General features: G+C 42.8%; 24 protein-coding genes. 6 read left to right on the top strand and 18 right to left on the bottom strand.

Translation table 11 applies throughout. The features are described 5' to 3' along the window. Nucleotides 1-66: 66 nt before the first annotated feature. The 4 genes from CJD36_RS04990 to rsfS all read right to left on the bottom strand — a co-directional run bounded on the left by CJD36_RS04990 (nt 67) and on the right by rsfS (nt 4,045). Nucleotides 67-426 carry a T9SS type A sorting domain-containing protein gene (locus tag CJD36_RS04990; RefSeq protein ID WP_161499211.1) on the bottom strand — a complete coding sequence of 120 codons (360 nt, stop codon included), beginning with the start codon at nt 424-426 and terminating at the stop codon, nt 67-69. Between the two features lie 45 nt (nt 427-471). Further along, on the bottom strand, nt 472-1,554 hold the full coding sequence (locus CJD36_RS04985) for a hypothetical protein (RefSeq protein ID WP_105037983.1): 1,083 nt from the start codon (nt 1,552-1,554) through the stop codon (nt 472-474). An 88-nt stretch (nt 1,555-1,642) separates the two neighbouring features. Then, nucleotides 1,643-3,622, bottom strand: a complete 1,980-nt coding sequence (gene ftsH, locus CJD36_RS04980; RefSeq protein WP_240609293.1) for an ATP-dependent zinc metalloprotease FtsH — start codon at nt 3,620-3,622, stop codon at nt 1,643-1,645. 30 nt (nt 3,623-3,652) lie between these two features. Further along, nucleotides 3,653-4,045 (bottom strand): ribosome silencing factor, encoded by a 393-nt coding sequence (gene rsfS / locus CJD36_RS04975; RefSeq protein WP_240609292.1) that lies wholly within the window; start codon nt 4,043-4,045, stop codon nt 3,653-3,655. 79 nt (nt 4,046-4,124) lie between these two features. Here rsfS and CJD36_RS04970 point away from each other — a divergent pair, with 79 nt between their 5' ends. Next, entirely contained in the window at nt 4,125-4,877 is a 753-nt protein-coding gene (locus tag CJD36_RS04970) for a biotin--[acetyl-CoA-carboxylase] ligase (protein WP_105037982.1), read from the top strand. A 28-nt stretch (nt 4,878-4,905) separates the two neighbouring features. On the opposite strand, the gene CJD36_RS04965 is transcribed toward CJD36_RS04970, so the two are convergent. Next, nucleotides 4,906-5,448, bottom strand: coding sequence for a hypothetical protein (locus tag CJD36_RS04965; protein WP_105037981.1), 543 nt, complete (start codon nt 5,446-5,448; stop codon nt 4,906-4,908). Nucleotides 5,449-5,952: 504 nt separating this feature from the next. Between CJD36_RS04965 and CJD36_RS04960 the strand changes: the two genes are divergently transcribed. Further along, the gene (locus CJD36_RS04960; protein WP_105037980.1) at nt 5,953-6,336 is read left to right on the top strand and encodes a hypothetical protein; all 384 of its coding nucleotides are present in this window, start codon (nt 5,953-5,955) and stop codon (nt 6,334-6,336) included. A 72-nt stretch (nt 6,337-6,408) separates the two neighbouring features. Here CJD36_RS04960 and CJD36_RS04955 read toward each other — a convergent pair whose 3' ends face one another. Then, complete coding sequence (locus tag CJD36_RS04955) at nt 6,409-6,975, bottom strand: hypothetical protein (RefSeq protein ID WP_105037979.1); 567 nt, start codon at nt 6,973-6,975, stop codon at nt 6,409-6,411. Between the two features lie 134 nt (nt 6,976-7,109). Here CJD36_RS04955 and mtaB point away from each other — a divergent pair, with 134 nt between their 5' ends. Both mtaB and CJD36_RS04945 read left to right on the top strand, forming a co-directional pair. Then, nucleotides 7,110-8,387 carry a tRNA (N(6)-L-threonylcarbamoyladenosine(37)-C(2))-methylthiotransferase MtaB gene (gene mtaB / locus CJD36_RS04950; RefSeq protein ID WP_170067818.1) on the top strand — a complete coding sequence of 426 codons (1,278 nt, stop codon included), beginning with the start codon at nt 7,110-7,112 and terminating at the stop codon, nt 8,385-8,387. Nucleotides 8,388-8,501: 114 nt separating this feature from the next. Then, the gene (locus tag CJD36_RS04945) at nt 8,502-8,954 is read left to right on the top strand and encodes a 3-oxoacyl-ACP synthase (RefSeq protein ID WP_105037978.1); all 453 of its coding nucleotides are present in this window, start codon (nt 8,502-8,504) and stop codon (nt 8,952-8,954) included. 153 nt (nt 8,955-9,107) lie between these two features. Here the strand turns inward: CJD36_RS04945 and CJD36_RS04940 are convergent, their stop codons facing one another. From CJD36_RS04940 to CJD36_RS04930, 3 genes are all read right to left on the bottom strand, one after another. Continuing rightward, nucleotides 9,108-9,977, bottom strand: coding sequence for a hypothetical protein (locus CJD36_RS04940; protein ID WP_133162499.1), 870 nt, complete (start codon nt 9,975-9,977; stop codon nt 9,108-9,110). Nucleotides 9,978-10,078: 101 nt separating this feature from the next. Further along, nucleotides 10,079-10,768, bottom strand: coding sequence for a LytR/AlgR family response regulator transcription factor (locus tag CJD36_RS04935; protein WP_105037976.1), 690 nt, complete (start codon nt 10,766-10,768; stop codon nt 10,079-10,081). Then, entirely contained in the window at nt 10,765-11,781 is a 1,017-nt protein-coding gene (locus CJD36_RS04930) for a sensor histidine kinase (protein ID WP_105037975.1), read from the bottom strand. The genes CJD36_RS04935 and CJD36_RS04930 overlap by 4 nt, the downstream gene beginning before the upstream one ends. A 166-nt stretch (nt 11,782-11,947) precedes the next feature. Between CJD36_RS04930 and CJD36_RS04925 the strand changes: the two genes are divergently transcribed. Next, nucleotides 11,948-13,912 carry a TonB-dependent receptor gene (locus CJD36_RS04925; RefSeq protein ID WP_105037974.1) on the top strand — a complete coding sequence of 655 codons (1,965 nt, stop codon included), beginning with the start codon at nt 11,948-11,950 and terminating at the stop codon, nt 13,910-13,912. Nucleotides 13,913-13,981: 69 nt separating this feature from the next. Continuing rightward, entirely contained in the window at nt 13,982-14,521 is a 540-nt protein-coding gene (locus CJD36_RS04920) for a TspO/MBR family protein (protein ID WP_105037973.1), read from the top strand. 11 nt (nt 14,522-14,532) lie between these two features. Here CJD36_RS04920 and CJD36_RS22960 read toward each other — a convergent pair whose 3' ends face one another. The 9 genes from CJD36_RS22960 to CJD36_RS04875 form a co-directional block, all read right to left on the bottom strand. After that, complete coding sequence (locus CJD36_RS22960; protein WP_133162497.1) at nt 14,533-15,237, bottom strand: hypothetical protein; 705 nt, start codon at nt 15,235-15,237, stop codon at nt 14,533-14,535. A gap of 68 nt (nt 15,238-15,305) precedes the next feature. Next, the gene (locus CJD36_RS04910; RefSeq protein WP_105037971.1) at nt 15,306-16,673 is read right to left on the bottom strand and encodes a dipeptidase; all 1,368 of its coding nucleotides are present in this window, start codon (nt 16,671-16,673) and stop codon (nt 15,306-15,308) included. A 134-nt stretch (nt 16,674-16,807) separates the two neighbouring features. Then, complete coding sequence (locus tag CJD36_RS04905) at nt 16,808-17,377, bottom strand: hypothetical protein (RefSeq protein ID WP_105037970.1); 570 nt, start codon at nt 17,375-17,377, stop codon at nt 16,808-16,810. Nucleotides 17,378-17,485: 108 nt separating this feature from the next. Further along, on the bottom strand, nt 17,486-17,890 hold the full coding sequence (locus tag CJD36_RS04900) for a hypothetical protein (RefSeq protein ID WP_105037969.1): 405 nt from the start codon (nt 17,888-17,890) through the stop codon (nt 17,486-17,488). Nucleotides 17,891-17,931: 41 nt separating this feature from the next. Next, nucleotides 17,932-18,243 (bottom strand): hypothetical protein, encoded by a 312-nt coding sequence (locus CJD36_RS22955; RefSeq protein WP_133162496.1) that lies wholly within the window; start codon nt 18,241-18,243, stop codon nt 17,932-17,934. Between the two features lie 40 nt (nt 18,244-18,283). After that, nucleotides 18,284-19,888, bottom strand: a complete 1,605-nt coding sequence (locus tag CJD36_RS04890; protein ID WP_133162495.1) for a hypothetical protein — start codon at nt 19,886-19,888, stop codon at nt 18,284-18,286. Nucleotides 19,889-20,043: 155 nt separating this feature from the next. Further along, the gene (locus CJD36_RS04885) at nt 20,044-21,210 is read right to left on the bottom strand and encodes a glycosyltransferase family 2 protein (protein WP_105037966.1); all 1,167 of its coding nucleotides are present in this window, start codon (nt 21,208-21,210) and stop codon (nt 20,044-20,046) included. Between the two features lie 3 nt (nt 21,211-21,213). Then, entirely contained in the window at nt 21,214-22,131 is a 918-nt protein-coding gene (locus CJD36_RS04880) for a glycosyltransferase family 2 protein (protein WP_105037965.1), read from the bottom strand. Between the two features lie 14 nt (nt 22,132-22,145). After that, nucleotides 22,146-22,991, bottom strand: coding sequence for a beta-1,6-N-acetylglucosaminyltransferase (locus CJD36_RS04875; RefSeq protein WP_105037964.1), 846 nt, complete (start codon nt 22,989-22,991; stop codon nt 22,146-22,148). Nucleotides 22,992-23,029: the final 38 nt, after the last annotated feature.

Here is a 23,029-nt window from a genome sequence, read left to right as displayed (position 1 = left end):
GGTTAGTGGCGCAAAGATAAAAGCAATAGGTGTGCCAAAAAACGCTTGATAGAATAATGCCTTTGGTTATTCTTTTACGAACTTCCTTACTTCTATCCCGTTGATCCTCGCAAAATAGAGGCCAGGTGGGATATTGGAAAGATCAAATACTAGGTTGCCGCCGTTGCATTTTTCGGATTTGATCACTTTACCCACAGCATCTGATATGATAACGCTCAGTGTATCAAACGGTGTAACTATTGTTAACGAGTTCAAGACCGGGTTCGGAAAGAGATGTATGGTCTGATCATTTGTTACTTGATTAATGCCAACGGGCCAAACGTTATGACCGCATTCTTCGCCTACCGTTTTGCAGTATATTAGCCAATCATCTTCATGCGTTGGGTTGCCATCAGTGTAATAATGAATTATAAGGCCGATTCCCAATTTATAAATATTAAATCCAAAGTGACCGCCAAGACCTTCCCATTGCTATGCCGGACCAACGACTTTATATAATGGTCCTTGCCTGCACCAGCTTGTATCTTTTGGGAAATAGAAAACATAATTATTGTTATAAAAACTGATCTTCGATTCTGGTATCACATTGCTATCTGCGATAATGAAATTCCCATCTGTACACGTGATGTTGCCTGCATGGAAAGTTTCGTAAACAGGTATTGTATAATTAAATGAAGATCCACGAATGGAGTAAATTGTGCTGTGTGGTAGAACTACCTTATTGACAACGGTATCTAATGTGTAATCGATAATATAAGGGGGGTAGGGGGACATCGTACCCGTTTCATTTTCTACTTCAAAAACATCACCAATATTCCAGCTATGTAATTGTTGATCATTTGGGTTCGTAAAGTCTGTAAGGTTAAAAATGGAGATGTTTTTGTTGGGTGCGTTTCCTCCAAAAGCATTAACGTCATAATAAGTATGCGTTGATCTGTCTAAAAAGAAGTCGAGCCCGGACCGATATACTGAATCTGGTTTATGATATGGAAAAGTATACAGATCAAATACCTGTACAAAACCGTGGTTTTTGCTGAGAATGATCTGGAAACTATCTAATGGATCAGACACCACTAATCCCGATGGATCATGCGCAGTGATCAATATTCTTTTCACTGAATCCAAGGCTCCTAATACAGACATAGTATCGGTATTCAACATCTGGGCCTGATAATATCGCGTGCTGGAATCGCTAAAGAACAGCCAGGTGGCGCCAGTTGAACCCCGAGATTTTATGGTGACACTATTGCCCCAATAGCTGTCGAATATAAAAGTCCCATCGGTCAGCCCCAGCACTTTGCCACCAACCCAACTGCCTCCGAGAGTATCTTGTGCTACATAAGGTATGCTGCTTATGTATGGTCCTCTGGGTGTATGAAACGGATAAAAGATGGTAGTGTCTGGGAGGGTAGTTACAGAATCTATCTTAATAGCCCTTAAATAACCATTGCCATTTATGAAGTAGTGTAAAACACCGTTTTGCAGGCATTGATAGTTTTGTGCACTACTAACTAATGAGCCGAATAGAAAAATAAGTAGCAATAGTTTTTTCATAACAAGGGTCTATATGATAAAGATAATGATTTATCATAAAAAAGCCTTCTGATGACTATCAGAAGGCTTTTTTATGATTTTCAATTTTTTAGATCAATGGAGGATCTACTGGCATATCTTCTGCTGCGATAGCGTCTTCATATGTACGTTTACCTATCAGGCGTTCCAGATCATCTTTAAAGAGTACTTCTTTCTTCAAAAGTTCTTCAGAGATAACTGTCACGTACTCCATCTTTTCGGTAAGCAATGCCTTTACTTTATCGTAAGCCTTCTGCACCAGTATGCGTACTTCTTCATCTATCATCTTACCTGTTTCTTCAGAGTAAGGTTTAGAGAAGCTGCCTTCACTTTGTGGATCGTAGAATGATACATTACCTACTTTCTCACTCATACCATACATAGATACCATAGCATACGCCGCACGGGTTACGTGCTGCAGATCGCTCAATGCACCGGTAGATATTTTACCAAATACCAACTCTTCTACCGCACGGCCACCAAGTGACATACACATATCATCCATCAGGTGATCGGTGGTGCGGATGTACATTTCCTTAGGCAGGTATTGTGCGTAACCTAATGCCGCAACACCACGTGGTACGATTGTTACCTTAACCAACGGATGTGCATGTTCCAGGAACCAACCCGATACTGCGTGACCAGCTTCGTGGTAGGCAATGATGCGTTTCTCTTCAGGAAGGATGATCTTGTTCTTCTTTTCCAATCCGCCTATCACACGATCAATGGCATCGTTAAAGTCGCTCATGTCTACTTCGCTCTTGCCTTTACGGGCAGCTATCAAAGCAGCTTCGTTACAAATGTTGGCGATATCTGCACCTGCAAAACCTGGGGTCTGCACTGCCAGCTTACGGATGTTCAGATCCTTGCTGCGCTTGATTGGCTTCAGGTGAACATCAAATATTTTCTCACGGCCTTTCACATCCGGAATATCTATAGATATCTGCCTGTCGAAACGACCCGGGCGGAGCAAAGCTGTATCCAATACATCAGGACGGTTAGTTGCTGCCAGAACGATAATACCGCTATCGCCGCTGAAACCATCCATCTCTACCAGTAACTGGTTCAATGTGTTTTCACGCTCATCGTTGCTCATTACAGCATTCTTACCTCTTGCACGACCTATAGCATCAATTTCATCTATAAATACAATACAAGGAGATTTTTCACGAGCCTGCTTAAACAAGTCACGTACGCGGCTTGCGCCCACACCTACAAAAAGTTCTACGAAATCTGAACCGGACATAGAGAAGAACGGAACCTGAGCCTCACCTGCCATGGCTTTTGCCAGCAAAGTTTTACCTGTTCCCGGAGGACCTACGAGTAGGGCTCCTTTCGGAATCTTACCGCCAAGTGCAGTATACTTTTTAGGATTTTTAAGGAAATCTACGATCTCCATTACTTCTACTTTAGCTTCATCAAGGCCGGCTACATCATTAAATGTAATGTTGACACGTGTACCTTTTTCAAACAACTGAGCTTTAGACTTGCCGATGTTGAAGATACCGCCTGCACCACCCGCACCACCACCTTGTCCCATCTTGCGAAACAAAAGAAACCATAGTGCTACTACAAAAATGATAGGCAGCACAAACTGGAATATCTTAGAATAATCTTGTTGTGTTTCGTAAATGATGTTTACATGATTAGGGCGGGCTTTCTCTGCCTCAGCCATATCGAGACCGAATTGCTCAACGCTACCTATCTTAAACTCGAAGGCCGGTGTTTTTTCGGTGCTTACGCCGGGAGACACTGTTTTGCCCTGGCTTGTAACTGGAGGCAATGGAACACCTTTTTTCAGATAAACCTCTACGTGATCGTTGTTGATGAGCTTAAGTTTCGCTACCTGATCTTTATCGTTGTACGTTTTGAAGTCCTGAAAGCCGTATTCGTTGCTCAATGTATTGAGGCTACCACCAAAGAACTGCACACCGATGATCACCATGATGATGATACCATAGATCCAATATATATTGAACTTCGGGCCTTTCTTTTGGTTAGGGTCGTTATTACCAGGTTTCATACCCGGTATTTGCTTATTATCTTCCATTATATCTAGTTGCTACTTGTATTGTTAAACTTAGTATTCAGTACGTTCAGCATCTGCCCACAAACTCTCCAGGCTATAAAATTCTCTGTGTTCGCGTTGGAAAACATGAACTACAATGTTCACATAGTCTACAAGTGTCCATTTTTCACCATGTTCAATATGATATGGTCTTTCTTCACACTCTTTTTCCACTTCATCTTTTACATTGTCTGCAATTGCTTTCACCTGTATGTGAGAACGGCCATCGCACAACACAAAAAAATCGGCTACGGCCTCTTCGATCTTTCTAAGATCAAGTACCACAATATTTTCTGCCTTCTTATCTTGTATGCTGCTGATGATCGTTTTGAATAACTTGCTGTTCTTCGCAAGTTTTGCCACTGGTTTCTTTCTTTCCTGTAATGTATTCAGTATATTCTCCAAACTTAAATTTCCTCGTTTTAATGATTGATAATATCTTTATCGTCTTACCAAAATTATAAATCTTTTTGCACTAAACCATATGTCATTACCAGAAGCTCCGATAATAGAACTTGATTTTACTGATAGCACCAATAACTATGCCATGCGATTGATAGATGGCAATAAGGCACAGGACGGCCTGACAATTGTTGCCAACGGGCAAACCGATGGTAAGGGGCAGCGGGGTAAGACATGGGTTGATGTGCCGGGCAACAGCCTGCTAATGAGCATAATTGTTACTCCCAGACATTCTTTAGCCGAACAATTTGTCTTTAATACAGCAGTTACTGTGGCAATAGCCAAAGTTTTGCAAAAGCTTGATGATCATTGGCGCGTAGCTGTGAAATGGCCTAATGACATTATTGTCAATGACAAAAAGGCAGGGGGTATTTTGATCGAAAATGTACTGCGTGGCAGTAACTGGACACATAGTGTCATAGGACTGGGGCTGAATGTAAACCAAGCTCGTTTTGCTGACGACCTGCCACATGCGATTTCTTTAAAAGTTGCTTCAGGCAGAGATATAGATAAATCACTTCTCCTTACAGAACTACGAGATGCGATTTTTAAGGCTACAAAATTTCCCGTGCCGGCAGCAATGCAAATGGAGGCATACAATCAGTTGTTGTATAGACAAGGTATGCCGCAGGGATTTATGAATGCCGATGCATCATGGAAAGCCAATATACTCCATGCAAATATTGATGGCACACTCGCAGTGCAGCTTGAAGACGGCAGTATTGTTAACTACCAGCACGGGCAGGTGATATGGGATTATGGGAGCAGCAGATAGACCTTAGAAACTAATTTGAGTGCGCGTTCTACTCAACGTTGACTCCACTCATTTTTTTTATCTTTTCCGCATCCCGTAGTAAAATTGCCGCCTGAAAATCATACTTCTTATTCGTTTCAGGAATTACCTTATTGTCTTTATTGATCCATTTTACCATTCGTCCATCATAGAAGTAATATCGGGTAGTGGTCATTTTAGTCTTTGAGTCATCATACCATACGCTGTCTCCGTCTTTTAGTGCTCTTTCTTCGGTCATATAGGTAGGCCTGTTGTAAACATAATCATCCTGAACTACGCAGATCAGTTCATTGTCGTCGAAAAAATATTGAGTATTACTTCTGTTGCTTTCGTCATAAGTAGCCACTGTTGCCAGCACAATTTTTTTATCCCTGTAATAAAAGTTAACGCCACTACTTTCAGCGCTATGCGCCGACATGCCAAGTGTTTTATGTTCGGTGGTGGGCAGGTTTGCCAATATTTCTTTGCACTTCTTTTGAGTGCCTGATATATCATCTTCACTACAGGAACTGAAAGCGATAACCATAAGTAATAGAAAGGCGGATAGTTTCATTTTTATTGATTCTTGATGTGCAAATTTAGAGTTTTATCTCTTGGAATTTTGTCTGATCATACTCACATGAAAATCTGTTCTGCGCCAGGGAGAAAGTACTTATCCGACGATTAGTTAATGATGCATTTGTTTGTATGAATAACATCTTATTAACGAATGAAAAGCCTACTAGGACTGGTTGTTCTACCGTTCATGAACTTTTTCGACCGTTCGTGAACTTTATTTGGCAGGAGTGGTAGCATGTGGATAGATTGCACTCAGTTTGATACCTAAACGAATGCTGAATAAAAATACAAGGGTGATTTTATTTAGGTGTCAAGTGTAAGTTTCGTTTTTGGCCCTTGTAAATAGATTAAACTCTTATTTATGCCTATGACGAAAAATAATACCCACCTTAATGCTCCGGTTCGCCCGGAGCATTTTTCGTTTTTAGCTTTATTTTTCATCTTAATTTTTGGTTAATGAAGAGTGCTGAGTATTTTACCTTAATAATTTTGAAAGAAGATGATAAACATCAGAGACTGGCATTTTCTTGAAAACAATATACTTGACCTCCCCGGGGAATATAACAATGTGAAAAACGAAATTGTTGCGCATATCAGCAATTCAACGGATGATCAATTGCTACTAGATAACTATGTATATGACAGAATTGAACAGCTAAGGCCTTTATGGAAAAGGAAACATGTCTTTTACCTGCTACGTGACCTGCTGGAGCACCATCGTGATAGCTATGAAAATTTTGATACTACTTTGTTGGAGATAGAGAGCTGTGTGACAGGTTTTTCTAATCCATCTTGCATAGAGCCATATGCAGACGAGGAGGGGCATTTATACGATCTAACCGGGTATGTAAGAACGTTTTCTATGTGGCTTCCAAGTGAATAGCCGTTGTTGATCCTAAGACCAACAACGGCTATGTCAACTTTTAGATTTTCACTTTTGAGTTTTGCCTTATCTCTAATACAACGGGTTCGCCACCAGATTAAACACCGACTTGATATTCATCTGTGCTCCGGGAGCGGGAACGGCATTTACGTGCATGTTGGTCCTGAAGTACATGGTGTCTTGTAAGAAGTAATCTTTAAGGTTTACATCACTATTCGTAGTCATCACAAAAATGGTTTGGCTCTTGGGTATGTTATAGCCATAAGCCACCAACACCTCAGGCTGAGAGGGAGCTGCAATGAATAATTGAACCGTATCCAAAAAGTCGAAATTCTGACTTGCCGGAGCTGTCAGCTGAATGGTGAGTCCTTTCAGGTCTACCTTGCGCACTTTGGCACTGGTAGTATGATATTGATCCAGGTAGCTTTTTGAATTGGTAGGTACAGCAAATGCCGGGAAAGGCAGGTTCACACCACCTGCAGGTAGGGGAAAGCCGAATGTATATCCATCTACCGGTGGTACAGTTACTTGTTGTGTATACGGAATATCCACACTTATATCTGCGAGGTCTTTTACTTTCTTACAACCAGCGGTTAGGGCAACCATTGCTACTGAGCACATTAATATTATCTTTTTCATATCGCTACATTTTATAAGTGTTCTAAGTTTGTTTTGCTGAACACTTGTTTTACACTGTCACAACCTACATAGAGGTAAAACTGTGCCATGGTCGGGGATATTTCGTTAATTTTGCCTTCTTTTTAAATATTTACATGAGCAGATCGGTAGCATTTCATACACTGGGTTGTAAACTCAACTATTCAGAGACCTCTACATTAAGTAGGTCTTTGGAGGCGGATGGGTTTGTGAAGAAAGATTTTAATGATCAGGCAGATGTGTATGTGATCAATACTTGCTCTGTTACCGACAATGCCGATAAAGAGTGTCGCTATATTGTTCGCGGTATTCAGCGTCGTGCGCCTGAGGCCTTTGTGGTCATAACCGGTTGCTACGCACAATTGAAGCCCAAAGAAATAGCGCAGATAGAAGGGGTAGATCTTGTGTTGGGCGCGGCTGAAAAGTTCAACCTGGTGCATCATCTCAGCGAATTGACTAAGAGTACTGCCAATAGCGGAGCGCAAATACGATCATGTGATATTGAAGATGTAGAAGGTTTTCACAGTTCCTATTCACAAAGCGATCGCACTCGTGCCTTTCTTAAGGTGCAGGATGGTTGCGATTATAACTGTAGTTTCTGCACCATACCACTGGCGCGCGGTCATAGCCGCAGCGATAGTATCGAAGGGGTGCTGGCCAACATGACCGAGCTGGCAGCAGGTGGTACAAAAGAAATAGTTTTGACGGGCATTAACCTGGGCGACTTTGGCAAGGGCTATGACGGTGGCAAGAAAAAAGAAACCAACTTCTACGACCTGATACAGGAAATGGATGCCCATGATGGGATAGACAGGATCCGCATATCCAGCATAGAACCGAATCTGCTTACCAATGAAGTAATTGAGTTTGTGGCGCAGTCTAAGAAGTTCATGCCGCATTTTCATGTGCCGCTGCAGAGTGGTAGTGATACTATACTGGCAGCCATGCGCAGGCGCTATCGCCGCGATCTGTATGCCGATAGGGTAGCTACGATAAAGAAGTTGATGCCGCATTGCTGTATAGGTGCCGATGTAATAGTGGGCTTCCCAGGCGAGACAGATGAGCATTTTAAAGAGACCTTCGATTTTCTGCATGATATAGATGTATCGTACCTGCATGTATTCACCTACTCTGAAAGGGATAACACATTGGCTGCTGATATGAAACCTGTCGTGCCGGTGCATATTCGTAACGAACGAAACAAAGCATTGCGCAACTTGTCTTACCAGAAGATGAGTTACTTCACTGAACAGCAACGCGGCGCCAAAAGGAATGTACTTTTTGAGATTGCACCTAAAAATGGAATAATGGAAGGCTATACCGATAACTACGTAAAGGTGCAGACACCTTACCGCCCCGAGTGGGTAAATAGTATTATAGAGTGGGAACTATAGTATAAATCAATTGCTTCACTATTATTGTTCCTCAAAAAAATCTTTATCTTGCCCGTCCTTTTGATGGCATAATTTTTAATACCCATCGAAGTTTATTAACCCCAAGTATACCGTATGAGTGCTATAAAAGAAAAATTATATCTTCTTTGCCACGACTATATTGCCAGCAGAGTGGCCATTATAAAACAAAATGCAGCAGAAGCGCAGGAAGCTGCTAATGATGATACCAAGAGTAGTGCCGGAGACAAGTTTGAAGTGGGACGCGAAATGATGCAGCAGGAAGTAGAGCTAAACCTTGCTCGACTTGGTGATATGTACAAACTAAAGGTGGCCCTCGAAAATGTTAGTCCATCCGTGAAAAGCGATACTGTTGCACCCGGTTCATTAGTGCTGACAAATGGTGGCAGCTATTATATAGCAATCGGTGCGGGTAAAATACCATTGGATGGTACAACCTACTATGCTATTTCTCCAGAAGCGCCCATTGCCATACAGATGATGGGCAAGGCCGCCGGCGATGAGTTTACATTGAATGGTAAAAATCTGAAGATAGAAAAGGTGTTGTAAGGGTCTTACTTCCGTAACAACAATTAGATTTGACGATCTTTCTCAAAAGTTGTCAAATCTCTTAGCGGCGATATGGTCTGCGTTCCGGAGACAAAAAATAGGTGCATCTATGATAAAACATGATGCACCTATTTTATATTTGACCGATACAGACTAGTATTTTGACTTATTGAATGAGCTGTAGTTATCTCCTTTACCCTTCCAGTCCCATGAGAAAGGATTGATGAGCAATGATACTGTGGCTGTGGTGCCGCCTGTTACTTTTATGTCCAGGTTGCCATAACCATCGCTGTGGCCGCTTGTAGCATCAAAGATATCGGCATAGCGGTTGTCGACCAGCACTATGTTACCGAAGTATACGGTGGTGCGTAGTTTCCAGGCAATACCGCCAAACACGCCAAACTCTGCCATTACATATTTGCGTGAACCCGCCATTAAAGAACTGAAGGCGATGATCTTTGAACCCGAAACATAGGGTGCAAAACCACAACCCATGGTAAAGAGGAACTTGCTTTTCTTGTTCAGGTTCACCTCGCCGCCATATTTGTACACCAGGCCAATAGGGAAGTAGAATTGCTCTGTAATACCTTCTTCTACTATACCTGTTGTTGACGAATAATCTATAGCACCTATGTTGTATTGTATAAGGTTTACTGTTGCAGATACATCGAGAGCAATCAATCCCTCTCTGCCTACTTTTTGCAGAGGAAAGAAGGTGCCTTCGGTATAACTGATAGCACTGGCAGCAGAATATTTAGTGTGGATAAATGTATCGGTAGATTTACCGTTGGTGCTATAATTAGTATTCGGATCAGGATCTACATAACGGATATCGGTATAATGTTGCTTTACATCAATGGCCATGAACGCTTTGCCATAACCCAGGTAATCGCGTTGGTAGAGTTTTTTGCCTTTAGAGCTGGCACGCATATAGCGGTTGTATGCTCTGAACATAGATTGACCGTAGCTGTCTGCTGACACAAAATACATAGCGAGGCATAGCAAAAGGATCTTTTTATACATAGGTTTCGGTTTTTTAGAAACACGAAAATAATAAAAAGAACTACAATCGCTAATGTATTTCGATATTTATTTTATATGTATCACTTACAGTGTGTCAGGGCCTAGGCGTTGAAAAGAGGTAGCACCTTTTCGGCGTAGTTGATGCCGATAGGTATTTCGGTAGCATCTATATAAACAGCCTTGTTTTTAGCACTGGTTATCTTTTTTACCGACACAATATAAGACCTGTGTACTCTTATAAAATCCTTTTCAGGCAATTTTTCAACTATGCCTTTCATGCTCATTCTTGCCAGTATAGGTTTCTTACCTGCTATGTGTAGTTTTATATAATTATCCATACCCTCTATATAGATAATATCGTCTATCAATATTTTCTGAGTGCTATAGTCTGCTCTTATGTAAAGGTATTGAGAGGCAGGGTCTACAGTATTTATATAATTTACCTGTTCTCTTGCTTTATCTACTGCCTGCATGAACCTGCTGAATTTGAATGGCTTTAAAAGGTAATCGGTTGCACTTATATTAAACCCTTCCACCGCATACTCGCTGTGGGCGGTAGTGAATATGACAAGGGCATTACCGCCTGCTGCTTTAAAGAAGTCTATACCGGTTATGCCTGGCATATTTATGTCCAGGAAAAGCAGGTCTATGGGGTTATCCTTAAGGTAATTCATTGCTTCGGTAGGCGATGTTGTCGCGTACTTCAGGTCCAGGAAGTCTATTCGTCCGCAATAGGCTTTCATTATTTCTAAAGCCAGTGGTTCGTCATCCAGTGCTAATGCTGTGATCATACGAGATCTATTTTAAGTAAAACACTAAAGTCGGTTTCCCGGTCGTGTATGGTAAGTACATGTTTGCCGGGGTAAAGCATTTGCAGCCTGGTGCGGGTATTAATAATTCCTGTACCGGTGCTGTTTTCCTCACTTTTGTATATTGTCACCTTTCTGTTCCACACCTGCATTTGCATGCTCGCCTCAGCAATTTCGATATTTATATTGATATTTGATTCTTGTTCCGCATTTACCCCATGTTTAAATGCATTTTCTATAAAAGGGATCAATACAAATGGTGCCAGCTTTTTGCCAAAGGCACTGCCCGTAATACTGTAATTAAAAATAATGTTTTTGTCCAGTCTTAGTTTTTGTAATTCTATATAGTTGAGTATGTAATCCAACTCTTTTTCAAGAGAAACATATCTGTTGCCGGTATCACTTACAGCGTAGCGCATCATACCAGATAGTTTCAAAACCGCCTCGGGAGCATCATCAGACTTTGTTATGGTAAGTGAGTAAATGCTGTTTAGCGTATTGAACAGGAAGTGCGGATTGATCTGCGCCTTAAGGAAGGAGATCTCCGCATTCAGTTTTTCCTCATAAACACTGCGCCAATTGGTATAGGTACGCATAGCAAAAGAGGAAATAAGGCAGATGATGAACATGAACAGATTGTACGATGGGCCAAGTATAGAACTCTGGTGATGGTGTGAGTGACTAAATGGCTTGAACAGATAATTGATCATCAAAAAGACGGTGAATGCGGTAAAGACATACACAGCCAGAAAAATGAATTTCCGGTAAACATAGTAGGAAGGTACCGCCTTAAAATAGCTGAAGTAAAACAGCGCTATAAAAAAAGTATTGTTAGCAACACGAGGAGGGTAAATGAAGTCTTCAGCTACACCAACTAAGCCAAACTCCGAAAGATGCTCGTTAAACAGTTCAGGTAAAAACAAAAAAGCAACCCAGCAGATCGTATGTATTCCAACGTTTTTTAAGATTTGCGTTATGTCGTTATTGTTGGTCAATGTTTACTTACAACTATATTAAATTGTGAGAGCAGTTACTCATACGTCAGATTAGACGTATAAGTACTACAAATCTTCTTATTATGAACCTTTAATACAACTAATTGACGTGTAGCGGTAAATAACTGGGGCGAATAAAGAATGAGGAAGATGGTATCTTCGCCTCATGTTTGCCCGTTTTTATACTATTTTCTGTTTTTGTGTTGCTTTGCTGGGTGGCGCTGTTGGCACTTATGGTCAGCCTAACACCGATACAATAAAAGATAAGCGAACGTTGAAAGAAGCGACAGTAAATGGCGAGCAAACCGGCAATAAAGATCTCAAAATAAAAGACTTTTCGCCGGGCCAGAAGCTAACAGCTATTGACACGGTTACATTGCAGCAATACCGTATGCAAAGCATTGGTAGCCTGCTGACACAGCAGGTGCCTGTATTTGTAAAGTCGTATGGGTTTAATGGTTTGGCCACATTGAGTTTCCGTGGGGCATCGGCTGCACAAAGTCAGGTGTTGTGGAATGGGGTGCCGATACAGAATGCCGCATTGGGCATTGCAGATGTATCTACATTGCCTGTTATGTTTATGAATACTGTAGATATCATTTATGGTGGATCATCGGCACTTACAGGTAGTGGCAATGTGGGAGGGGCGCTGCTGCTGGGTGATGAAAGTTTTTCGTACGCTAAGAAACCTTATTGCGTTCTCTCATTAAGCGGCAGTACAGGCAGTTTCGGCCAGTTGGCTACTGGCGGCGATATAGTGGCATCATGGAAAAAATGGAATGTATCTGCTAAAATTTTACTGCAGTCTGCCAGCAACAATTTTGGTTACAAAGATGAGAATGGCAAAAAAGTAACTGCAGACAATAGCCATTTGCAGGGATCGGCAGTAACCGTGCGGGTATCGCATCTGGTAAAGAAGGTGGGCAATATCAATTTTATGGCCTGGTGGCAACAGTATAACAGGGAAATACCACCTGCACTGTTTGAGCAGCATTCTTATAAAAAGCAGATAGATGGCTCGTTGAAGCTGCTAGCCAACTGGGCTACAACTTTTACCAATCGCAACCGGTTGTATGCACGTACTTCTTTTATAAGGGACAATATTGACTACAGCGATCAGGCATTGCTATTGAACAGTAATGCGGTTACTTACCAGTACTTTCATGAGGTAGGATGTGAGTGGCTGTTGGGCAAGCACGGTAGATTATTGCTATTCACTCCTCTGCAGATATCGTGGCTCACGGGCGCGCAAACCACCGGTGCAAAGCAACAGAACAAGATTGCGCTGGCAGGAGCTTATGATTTAAAGCTGCTCGACAACAAACTGAATGCAGCCGTCAATGTGCGGTTAGAGTCGGTTGATTCAACAGGATTCTCGTTGGGCAAAGCACAGCGCTTTTTGTTGCCGGGGGCAAGCGCATCTTACAAGTTAACCCAGTGGCTGTCGCTAAGAGCGAATGTGCAACGTACCTACAGACTGCCAACGCTGAATGAACTCTACTATTACCCTGGTGGCAATGCTGCGCTGAAACCGGAATATGGCTGGAATGAAGATGCGGGCTATACTGCGGCATTTACCTACAAGAACTTTAAAGTATATCATGATCTGTCTGTGTTCAACAGGAACATACATGACTGGATAATATGGTTGGGCGGCGCTATATGGACCCCACACAATATAGCCGAGGTGCATAGCAGGGGAGTGGAAACGGAGAACAGGGTGGAGTATACTACCGGCAAGTGGAAACTACACCTGAAGGTGAATACAGCCTATGTACTATCTACCACCGTAAGCAGCTACATCTATAACGATGGTAGTGTAGGTAAGCAAATACCTTATGCACCCCGTTACAATGGCCAACTGAATGTTGGGTTTACTTACAAGCAACTGTACTTTAATTATAACCATACCTATACCGGCTACAGGTTTACAGTTGCTGATGAATCTGTTTACTTACCACCGTTCCGGACCGGTAACGTACAACTGATGTATAACACGTCTATCAGGCGTCACCAGATACAGCTGACTGCCCAGTGCAATAATATTTGGAGCGAGCGGTATAACGTGGTCTTCTCACGGCCAATGCCGGGCGTGAATTTTTTGGCGGGGTTTAGGGTGGGGGTGCTGTAGCATTTTTGTGATTTCAGCACATGCTTATGGCATTGATTTTATACCATACTCTGTATAAAGCAATCGATCATGAACGAGAACACAAGAGGACTAAAAGCAATGCTGCAAAAACTGAAATGGTGGCAGATAGGTATTATAGCTGTTGGGGTATCTTTCCTTGGGAAACTGTCTGGCGGGAAAATGGATGATGACCAGAAGGTCTACACAAAAGAACTAAAGCAAGCACCATGGGCACCACCAGGATGGGTATTCGCCCCCGCATGGACCATAAATAACTTTTTTCTGCTGATGGGCCTGCAGCGCATGCTGAAAGATGAAGCTAGTTCTGAAAAGAACAAACTATTGGCAATGCAGGGAATGATATGGGCTATCTTCTTCTCCTTCAACTATGTATATTTCAGGAAGAAGAGTACCATTCTTGCAGCAGTATGGACTGTACTAGATGCCACTCTTGCAGTAAGTAGCCTTTGGCTGGCCCGCAAAGACAAAAAGACTGCAGGTACTTATGCGCCCCTTACCGCATGGACCGGCTTTGCAAGCAGTATAGCGATATATCAGGCATTAAAGAACAAGGATCAGGCATTGGGTGTGAAGGCGTTGTTGAATTGATAGCACTGACCCTACTTTGTTGTATCTGCGTAATTTACAATCAGTTTATACTCCTTAATGCCACACCCCGGCAGCAGAAGCGTATCTCCTGATTTGGAAATCACATAATATGATGTATCAGTCTGTCCATTACTTGTTTCATAATCTCTCATCATATTGATTATATCTCGGTGCAATATAGTTTTTGGTAGGGTATAGTATTGCTTGACATACACCTTTTCTTTGCTGATCAATACATAATTGGTTAGATCATAGACGAAAAATAGGAGCGATATACCTACAAGCGGTAAACTGAAACGGTGGTATGCTTTCCTGAAATCTATTTTACTCTCAAAACTAAAGAAATCTATTACTGCGGTGTATTCGTTGCCATATCTAGCTCTTAGAACCAATAGGGGAGCAATTACAAGGTTTATTCCAATTGAAAACATGAAACAGTATACAACCATAAAGACGTTTAGATCTTTTACTATATGGGCCTCACTATAATGGTGGCCGACAATGTATTCGCCCACCTTATTTATGAGGAGGCAAGCTATAAAGACGCAGATCAGCATGGAAAGAATGGAGCATAGCCAGAAAGGTATTACCAGCTTAGGTGCAATGCCTCCATATCTTTTGTATTGTTCTTCGCTATAACGGCCGTTAAGAATGTGGTAGGGGAAATGGAGCTCAATCATTTTCATGATCGAATGGCCATCGGGGGTGACAAACATAGATGTTAGGTTTAGAAAAGGGATTGCGGCTATGCCGCAATCCCTTTATAATAGTTGAATAGTTTTATTTACTCCTTCTCCGCAAAGAACTTATGGAAGTAAGGTATGGTTTCTATGCCTTTGAAATAGTTGGCTACATCATACTTCTCGTTAGGGGAGTGGATGTTGTCGTTGTCCAGTCCGAAGCCGAGGAGAACAGTTTTAAGACCTAATGTTTTTTCAAACAATGCTATGATAGGAATGCTGCCACCACCGCGTGTAGGGATTGGGTCTTTACCAAATGTAGTCTGTATCGCCTTTTCAGCTGCCTTGTATGCATGGCTGTTGGTAGGTGTTACAACAGGTTCGCCACCGTGGTGAGCTGTTACTTTTACCTGCACATTAGCCGGTGCTATTTTCTCAAAATGTGCTTTGAAGAGGTTAGAGATCTCGTCAGATGTCTGGTTAGGTACCAGGCGCATAGATATCTTGGCAAATGCCTTTGATGGCAATACCGTCTTAGCTCCTTCGCCTGTATAGCCGCCCCATATACCATTCACATCAAGCGTAGGACGTGTGCCTGTGCGCTCCAGGGTGCTGTAACCCTTTTCGCCCCATGTTTCTTTTACGCCCAACTCATCGGCATATTCCTTCAGGTCGAACGGTGCATTGTTGAGTGCCTTCTTTTCCGCATCGGTCAGTTCCTGTACTTTTTCGTAGAAGCCAGGGATTGTGATATGGTTATTCTCGTCGTGCATAGATGCGATCATCTTGCACAGTATGTTGATGGGGTTAGCCACCGCGCCACCATATACACCACTGTGCAGGTCGCGGTTAGGGCCTGTTACTTCCACTTCCATGTAAGCCAGTCCACGCAGGCCGCTTTCTATCGACGGGTGCTCCATGCTGATCATAGAAGTATCAGATACCAATACTATATCCGACTTCAGCTTTTCTTTATTGTCTTCCAGGAATTTGCCCAGGTTGCTGCTGCCTACTTCCTCTTCACCTTCTATCATTATCTTCACATTGCAAGGCAAGGTATTGGTCTTAGCCATTACTTCCAGGGCCTTTATGTGCATGAACATCTGTCCCTTGTCATCACATGCACCACGGGCAAATATCTTACCATCCCTTATCACCGGCTCAAACGGACCGCTTGTCCACAAGTTGATGGGATCTGCAGGCTGCACATCGTAGTGGCCATAAACCAATACAGTAGGCAGGCTTGGGTCAACTATCTTCTGACCAAATACAATAGGGTGGCCGGCAGTAGGGCATACCTCAGCACTATCACAACCCGCCTTCATCAAATGCTCTTTTACAGCATCGGCACAGCGCGCTACATCACCTTTGTACTTACTATCTGCACTTACCGATGGTATGCGCAACAGATCCAGCAATTCATCTAAAAAACGGTCTTTATTTTGGTCTTGATATTCTTTCCAGGCTTGCATGTTCGTGTTTCTGATTTAGAACTCAAATGTAGCGTATTAAGTCAAAAGTTAAAAGTGAAAACGTAAAAGTGGTTTGCTGACGTTTAGCAGAGGGCGCAAGCTGGGTATTATTCTGAGACCCGGTTATAGTTGGGTTATTTCAGGTACACATGCAGAGTGTCTGAGAAATGTGTGCTGTCGGCGAGCGTCATGGAGATCACAAAGTCTCTGGGACCGGCAACGTATTGTGTGCTCGACAAAATAAGAAACGCCGCATAGCGAAATGTATCCTGGTTAGATCTCTTATCAGCAAATTTAAAGGAAGCGTTGATGTTATAACCGGTAAAAGCGTTCAGTTGAACAGTCAGTGTATCGCTCAGCAAATTAAAGCAATCGGCAAGTGAAGTTCCTGCCGGGTGGGTTGAATTAAAGTCGGTAGGTGAGTAAACAGCAGTCGAGATAACTCGATTGGTCAAACTGTATTGCGTTTCGCCCTTTACATCAGTACCGCCATTGTCACCGGTTATCACTGCTGCAAAAGATAGCTTAATGGCGTATTTGCTTGCGTTGATACTATCTGCGTTTGTGGTAATGGGTACACGGCTGATCTTTTCGGCATTCTCGAATGTAGCGCTAATGATGGCAGTAGTATATTTACTTTCCTTCGTGCATGCCACAAGCAATAGACAGATTAACCACAATATATGCACGCGGCGATGTATCATTATCTATAGTATGAAGGATTAGTGAATGTAAAATTAAGTGTTTAAGTGTTGAAGTTGGTTTGTGTGCACGAGAGTACACTTTTTTACTAGCTTGGGGTACTTCTCCCTTTACTCACCAAACTTTCTACTCCCCACCTCTATCCCAAACCCCTCGGCACACTGCTTTAATTTGTCCTCATCTACCGTGTGTTTAGGAAAGCTAAACGTATCACCCCATGTGGTTATTTGGTAGTACCTGTTTTCGGTAGATATAGGGTGGGGTGATAGCAGATCTATTGTCCTGATTTGAGTGAAGGGGATCTTTACAGTTTTGGCACGTTTAAATTGAGATGTTGCATAGTACTTTATTGCTATCCCGTTTTTGTTCACTTTCACCTCATCTACATCTGTATGCAGCAGGGTAGTGACTAGTGGCGTTATACCATTATCAACACAGTACTGTGAAATGGTAGCGAATGGTATTTTATAAAATTCCAGTTGCCGTTGCAGGTCGTCGCCTGCTACATGTACCAATATAGCATCAGGTTTTTCTGGTTTCCCTTCTTTCCGGTAGACTACTCAAAGAGGGCAATATCAGCAACAGGTAGCCGTTGCACTTTTACTATCCCCTTTGTATACGAGATCCATTCTATGTATCCTTTACCCAACTCTACTGAGTCTTTCCGTCCTTTTCTGCGTATCTCCCAGAATATGAACGGTGAGCCTGATAGAAAAAACGTCAGCATTAAAAGGTACAACCGTTGCAGCGTAGATGGATCTACACCTGCGGCCGTAAACCCCACCAGCACAAAGTTGACCAATATCAAAGAAGCAATTGTTGCTAAAGTGAAATACAGCGGGTACGGTCGCGGCATGTAATATTTCATAGACAATTCCTTTTGTCGGTCAATTAGCGCTGTACAATAACTATTCAAATGTCAGCCAAACAATGTGCCCGGTAGTTTTTTTGCCATCCACAGAGCGTTCCAGTGTGGCTACGACGCCATCGCTGTTCACGTCGGCTGATCCTATGTAGCAGGTATGTTCTACACCCGGGGTTACGTTGCCAAATACAGGTGCTTTGGCCATATTGCCGTTCTTAAGCGTATAATAGCATGCCTCAATAGTTCCCTGATTAAAGTCTCTTCTCTTCAGGCTTTCTGCGTTGCCGGCCTGCATATACACATCAAGCTGGTTGATAAGGATATAGTTAGCTTTTTTGCCTGAAATAAACAGAAATTTCACCTCCTGGTTGTTAGTTGCATCATGCATACGGTCGGGAGAAATTACCCAGGCGCCCTTGCCATTGTCTTTCAGGAACATGAATGGCACTTCGCCTTCTATTTTCTTTTTACTTTCTATCAGGTATCCGGCGCTTTCTTCGGCATCGGCGTTCAGTTGGGTAATGCCAATATTGCCCAGGTAGCTTTTCGAAATCCCTTTGCCCGGCATTTTAGACACAACCTCGTAAGACATTTCTTCACTTAGTAAAAATGTCTCATTATTATTGGTTAGCACAAACCCATTACAAACCCCATCGAAATCCTTTTCTGCCGCCAATATTGTATGGCCAAATTCATTGATCTTCTTGTTTGTCAGTTCTTTCAGCGAGAGCACATTCAGGTTGTCTGAGTTTAACAGTGCCAGGCAAGACATGTAAAGGCTTTTATTGCTGAACAATTTAGACTTCACGCGGGTAGTGAACAATACCTCTACTTTATTGTCTGAATGGCGGAATTGCATTTGACATGTGCTGCTTTTGAAGTCAACGGCAAATTCCAGTGGTTTATAGTCAATTGTTTTGCTCTCTTTGGTTAATTTAGAGATGTACGTGCTGTTGACATCGCCCATGCCCCCTAATTCACCACTGGTCAAATACAGTGCTTTGTCTCCGTTTACTGCAATAGCCATTGGGCATAGTCCGCCATTGTCCTTTGTACTCTCAGTGACGCTCGAGATCAGGTTGTGGTTTCCGTCAAAATGCTGTACAAGGAAAGTGGCTTTACCAAATGTGGCATCGGCACTTATAACGCCGTAACAATCAGAATTGGGATCTTTCTGTACTATAAATGATTTTACGTATATAGAAAACGGGAACAGCCCCATTTTTCTGCCCGATGCGATCTCATCTTCTTTAATGATCTTGCCGGTTTCCTCATTCACACGTATGCGATGCAGGATGTTCTCTTTGCTATTGTTTTGCTGTAGCAAGAATATTACCAGCTCGTCGTGTATCTCATAAGTAGCACATATGGCAGTGCTTTTATAGTCATCTGCATCCCATTTGGTGCTTCTTATTTTTGTTGAGATGGTCGGTTTGTGCGCTGCATCAAATAGCTTGAACGTAATGCCGCCTTCTCCTACAAAATTGAGGTAGCAGGTTTTGCCGTTTTTAAACTGAACGACTTTCATAAATCCGTCCTCATCTGTTATTTCAAATGGGGCACTACGCTCAATATGAGGTTGTGAAAAAACAGCCGGTGTCTGGCATAGTAATAAGGCTAGCAATAAGCTTATTTTCTTTCGTAGCATAGGTTGTGTCTTTTGTTTTTGACAGTCACAAGGTAAAATTATTTTGCTTTGATAGGTAGCGTTTTAGCGCATTTTTCGAGTGCGATTTTGAGATTTCTCGCCACTTGTCAAAGCACCCGCTTGTTCTCGATCATGCAGGCGTCCCGCTTGCAAAACTACCTTCTCTTGCTCTTCTCCCATGCGGCACTCTGGCTGCCTTTTATATAGCGGAGCTGTCCTGCCAATACGGCATAGTTCATCATGCAGAAGTAGTAGGGTATAAAGAGAATTTTGATCTTTATCTGTCGTGTTTCCAGCAACCAACCCATTAGCGATGCGCCGTAAAACATGGTCTGGCAGCCCAGGAGCGCCAGGTATATTGGTGCACCGCCTTCGGTAACTATAAGCAGGTTCAGTATGTACGCCAGTATCATCAAAAATGGTGTTACTGTCCACCTCAGTACACGGTGACTGATGTATTGAAAGGTAAGTGTGAATTGCTTGAATGGGTTCATTAGCGCTTTTAGTCGCACTATAGATTGTATACCTCCTGCGGCTATTCTTACCTTACGTTTCAGTTCTTCTTTTACATTTTCAGAGCCTGTTTCTGTAGCATAGGCCATAGGCTCATATACTATGCGGTAGCCCTTTTCAGCTATCAGCATAGAGATCATAAAGTCATCAAGAATAGTGTCGGGCTCTACAGGTATATACAGGCTGGTCCGTACGCTGAACAACTCTCCCGCAGCGCCTACTACAGAATACAGTTCACTATCCCATGTCTTCAGTTTCGATTCATACTTCCAGTAAAAACCCTCGCCTGCGGTGGCATCTGCCACATCTTCTATACTCACCCGCTTCTCTCCCGATACCGCACCTACGCTAGGGTCGGCATAATGGCGGGCAATATTGAGCATAGAGTCTTTGTTCAAAAACGTATTGGCATCGGTGAAGATGGCTACTTCGCTTGTTACCTCCTTCATGGCGCGGTGCACTGCGGCTATCTTACCGCTGCGCTCGGGGCGGTGCATCAGCTTTATCTGTGGGTATGTGGCAATAAGATCTGGCGTTTTATCATTGCTGCCGTCAGTAACAAATATGAAGCTGATTCTGTCCTTTGGGTAGTTCAGCTGCAGCGTATTATTTATCTTGTCTATGATGTAGTCCTGCTCATTATATGCAGCTACAATCAGAGTCACGGTAGGCCAGTTGCCGCCATTGTCGGGTATCTTACGCTTTCCTTTTATGGCTACACGCAGCTTTACCAGTACGTACAAGACTATACCATATCCAAAGAAGGTATAGAATACCAGGAAGAGACTTATCCAGAATGCAATGATCATGTGCTATTTTTTAATTTCCCAACCCAGGTCTTTGCTATTTGTGCTATGGGTCATATTCCACCATATAGCTTTCAGCAGCACCTTTGCAAAGGGTTGTTTTTCCCTGATGTAAGATAGTATATTCCTTGGGGTAACAATACCCAAAAAGTAGAACCAGAAAAAAGCACGTACGCCAAACCCGCAGTTCCGCCTGATGAACAGCAGCCTGTTGCGGTTCATAAAGTACTCCTTCAGTGCGCTTTTGCTGCCCACCGATATCGACTCTTTATGATATATAAGCGCCTGCATGTTGATACGGATCGTATAGCCGGCCCGCTTTATCATCTCGCACCAATCCATTTCTTCGTAGTACAGGAAGTAGTTTTCTGGCATCAGTCCGGCCTTATCCATTGCTGAACGAGGCAGCATCATGGCTGCGCCATGTATGTAGCCCGTTTCGCCGGTAAGGTTATCATACTGGCCATAGTCTTTTTCAAACTGGCCAATACAATTGTTGCGTGCTGTGTAATAATTCATGGGTGTGAACCCCGCATACTGCAGCATATCGGGCTGGTCGTAGTAGCGTATCTTAGGCGAAATAATTCCGCATTCAGGGTGCGCTTCCAGTGTGGCTACCAGCGTTTCTATCAGCCCTTCGGTTATTTCCGTATCGTTGTTAATGAAGAACAGGTAGTCGCCTGTTGCCTGTTGTATACCCAGATTATTACCACCTGCAAAACCCAGGTTCTGTTCCGAACGAATGTATTTTACCGATGGGTATTTCTGTTGCCAGGCTGGTATGGGATCAACTGCACTGCCATTGTCAACCACTATTATCTCCAGAGGGTCGTACGTGTTTTTGGCAAACACAGAATCGAGCATGGCATCGGTGACATGGCTGTGATTAAAATTGACAGTAACAATGGAAACCTTCTTGGTCATGCAGAAAACGATGCTCAGGCCGTAAAGTTATCAATGTAATCCAATACTGCACTATCTGCTTCGCTATTAAATTTGCGGGCAAATAGTTTATCAGATGCCTTTAGGGCAGCGGCGTCTTCCATCGTCAGTAACTTCGGACTAGCCTTACCTTCACTCCAGTCTACATACAGCAGATTGTCATTTACCATATGCTCCTTAAACGGTGAATTGAACAGGATAGTCTGAAATATGAGCTCATCAGCTGCCCAGCTCATCTTAAAGAACCTGGACACCCACTGTTCCTTTTTTACATAATCAACTATGTAGGCTATGCTCTCTTTTGATGCGGTGAACCACTGCGATCGGCCCATGGCTACTATGCCTTCCGGCATTTTGCGTTTGGGTAGTATGGCATTTACCATCTGCTCCATTCTGTATGTACCTGCGGGTAGTTTCAGGTTGGCCAGGTGATAACGCTCTATCCTTGGTATTGCTTCCTGCCATTCATTCTTTACCGATAGTGAATGCATGAAGATCTTACCCTTATTCTCTGCGAGGAATTGGTGAATGTGATCTGTGCTCTTAATAGGGTAGTCTTGCCCGCTGAGCAGGTTGATATGGTCAAAGGCAATGCCGGTAGCCAATATCTCTTCAAAACTATTTATCGTGGCCTGCACAATGCTGTAACCTCCCCAATATACTTTTATCCTGTTACTGATAAATGATACACGGTCATTATCGGCAATAGGAAGAAACGGAGTGATTTCGGTCTTCTTATCCAGATGAATATAGATACGGCTGTCACTATGCGCCAATTTATCCACCAATCTTTTCAGTTGGTCGGGGTTGGAATGTGCGAGGATAAGATGTGCCAGTTTCACTTATGCAAATATAATATTAGTTAGTTAGAATTGATAGC

Source organism: Flavipsychrobacter stenotrophus, from assembly GCF_002954265.1.
Classification (GTDB): domain Bacteria; phylum Bacteroidota; class Bacteroidia; order Chitinophagales; family Chitinophagaceae; genus Flavipsychrobacter; species Flavipsychrobacter stenotrophus.
The sequence above is the reverse complement of the archived record's forward strand: the minus strand, read 5'-3'. Positions and strand labels throughout refer to the sequence as shown.

Excerpts from the sequence above, each read along its gene's own strand:
- CJD36_RS04985 (WP_105037983.1), bottom strand. The coding sequence starts at position 1,554 with ATGAAAAAACTATTGCTACTTATTTTTCTATTCGGCTCATTAGTTAGT.
- ftsH (WP_240609293.1), bottom strand. The coding sequence starts at position 3,622 with ATGGAAGATAATAAGCAAATACCGGGTATGAAACCTGGTAATAACGAC.
- CJD36_RS04970 (WP_105037982.1), top strand. The coding sequence starts at position 4,125 with ATGTCATTACCAGAAGCTCCGATAATAGAACTTGATTTTACTGATAGC.
- CJD36_RS04965 (WP_105037981.1), bottom strand. The coding sequence starts at position 5,448 with ATGAAACTATCCGCCTTTCTATTACTTATGGTTATCGCTTTCAGTTCC.
- CJD36_RS04960 (WP_105037980.1), top strand. The coding sequence starts at position 5,953 with ATGATAAACATCAGAGACTGGCATTTTCTTGAAAACAATATACTTGAC.
- CJD36_RS04955 (WP_105037979.1), bottom strand. The coding sequence starts at position 6,975 with ATGAAAAAGATAATATTAATGTGCTCAGTAGCAATGGTTGCCCTAACC.
- mtaB (WP_170067818.1), top strand. The coding sequence starts at position 7,110 with ATGAGCAGATCGGTAGCATTTCATACACTGGGTTGTAAACTCAACTAT.
- CJD36_RS04945 (WP_105037978.1), top strand. The coding sequence starts at position 8,502 with ATGAGTGCTATAAAAGAAAAATTATATCTTCTTTGCCACGACTATATT.
- CJD36_RS04940 (WP_133162499.1), bottom strand. The coding sequence starts at position 9,977 with ATGTATAAAAAGATCCTTTTGCTATGCCTCGCTATGTATTTTGTGTCA.
- CJD36_RS04935 (WP_105037976.1), bottom strand. The coding sequence starts at position 10,768 with ATGATCACAGCATTAGCACTGGATGACGAACCACTGGCTTTAGAAATA.
- CJD36_RS04925 (WP_105037974.1), top strand. The coding sequence starts at position 11,948 with ATGTTTGCCCGTTTTTATACTATTTTCTGTTTTTGTGTTGCTTTGCTG.
- CJD36_RS04920 (WP_105037973.1), top strand. The coding sequence starts at position 13,982 with ATGAACGAGAACACAAGAGGACTAAAAGCAATGCTGCAAAAACTGAAA.
- CJD36_RS22960 (WP_133162497.1), bottom strand. The coding sequence starts at position 15,237 with ATGTTTGTCACCCCCGATGGCCATTCGATCATGAAAATGATTGAGCTC.
- CJD36_RS04910 (WP_105037971.1), bottom strand. The coding sequence starts at position 16,673 with ATGCAAGCCTGGAAAGAATATCAAGACCAAAATAAAGACCGTTTTTTA.
- CJD36_RS04905 (WP_105037970.1), bottom strand. The coding sequence starts at position 17,377 with ATGATACATCGCCGCGTGCATATATTGTGGTTAATCTGTCTATTGCTT.
- CJD36_RS22955 (WP_133162496.1), bottom strand. The coding sequence starts at position 18,243 with ATGAAATATTACATGCCGCGACCGTACCCGCTGTATTTCACTTTAGCA.
- CJD36_RS04890 (WP_133162495.1), bottom strand. The coding sequence starts at position 19,888 with ATGCTACGAAAGAAAATAAGCTTATTGCTAGCCTTATTACTATGCCAG.
- CJD36_RS04885 (WP_105037966.1), bottom strand. The coding sequence starts at position 21,210 with ATGATCATTGCATTCTGGATAAGTCTCTTCCTGGTATTCTATACCTTC.
- CJD36_RS04880 (WP_105037965.1), bottom strand. The coding sequence starts at position 22,131 with ATGACCAAGAAGGTTTCCATTGTTACTGTCAATTTTAATCACAGCCAT.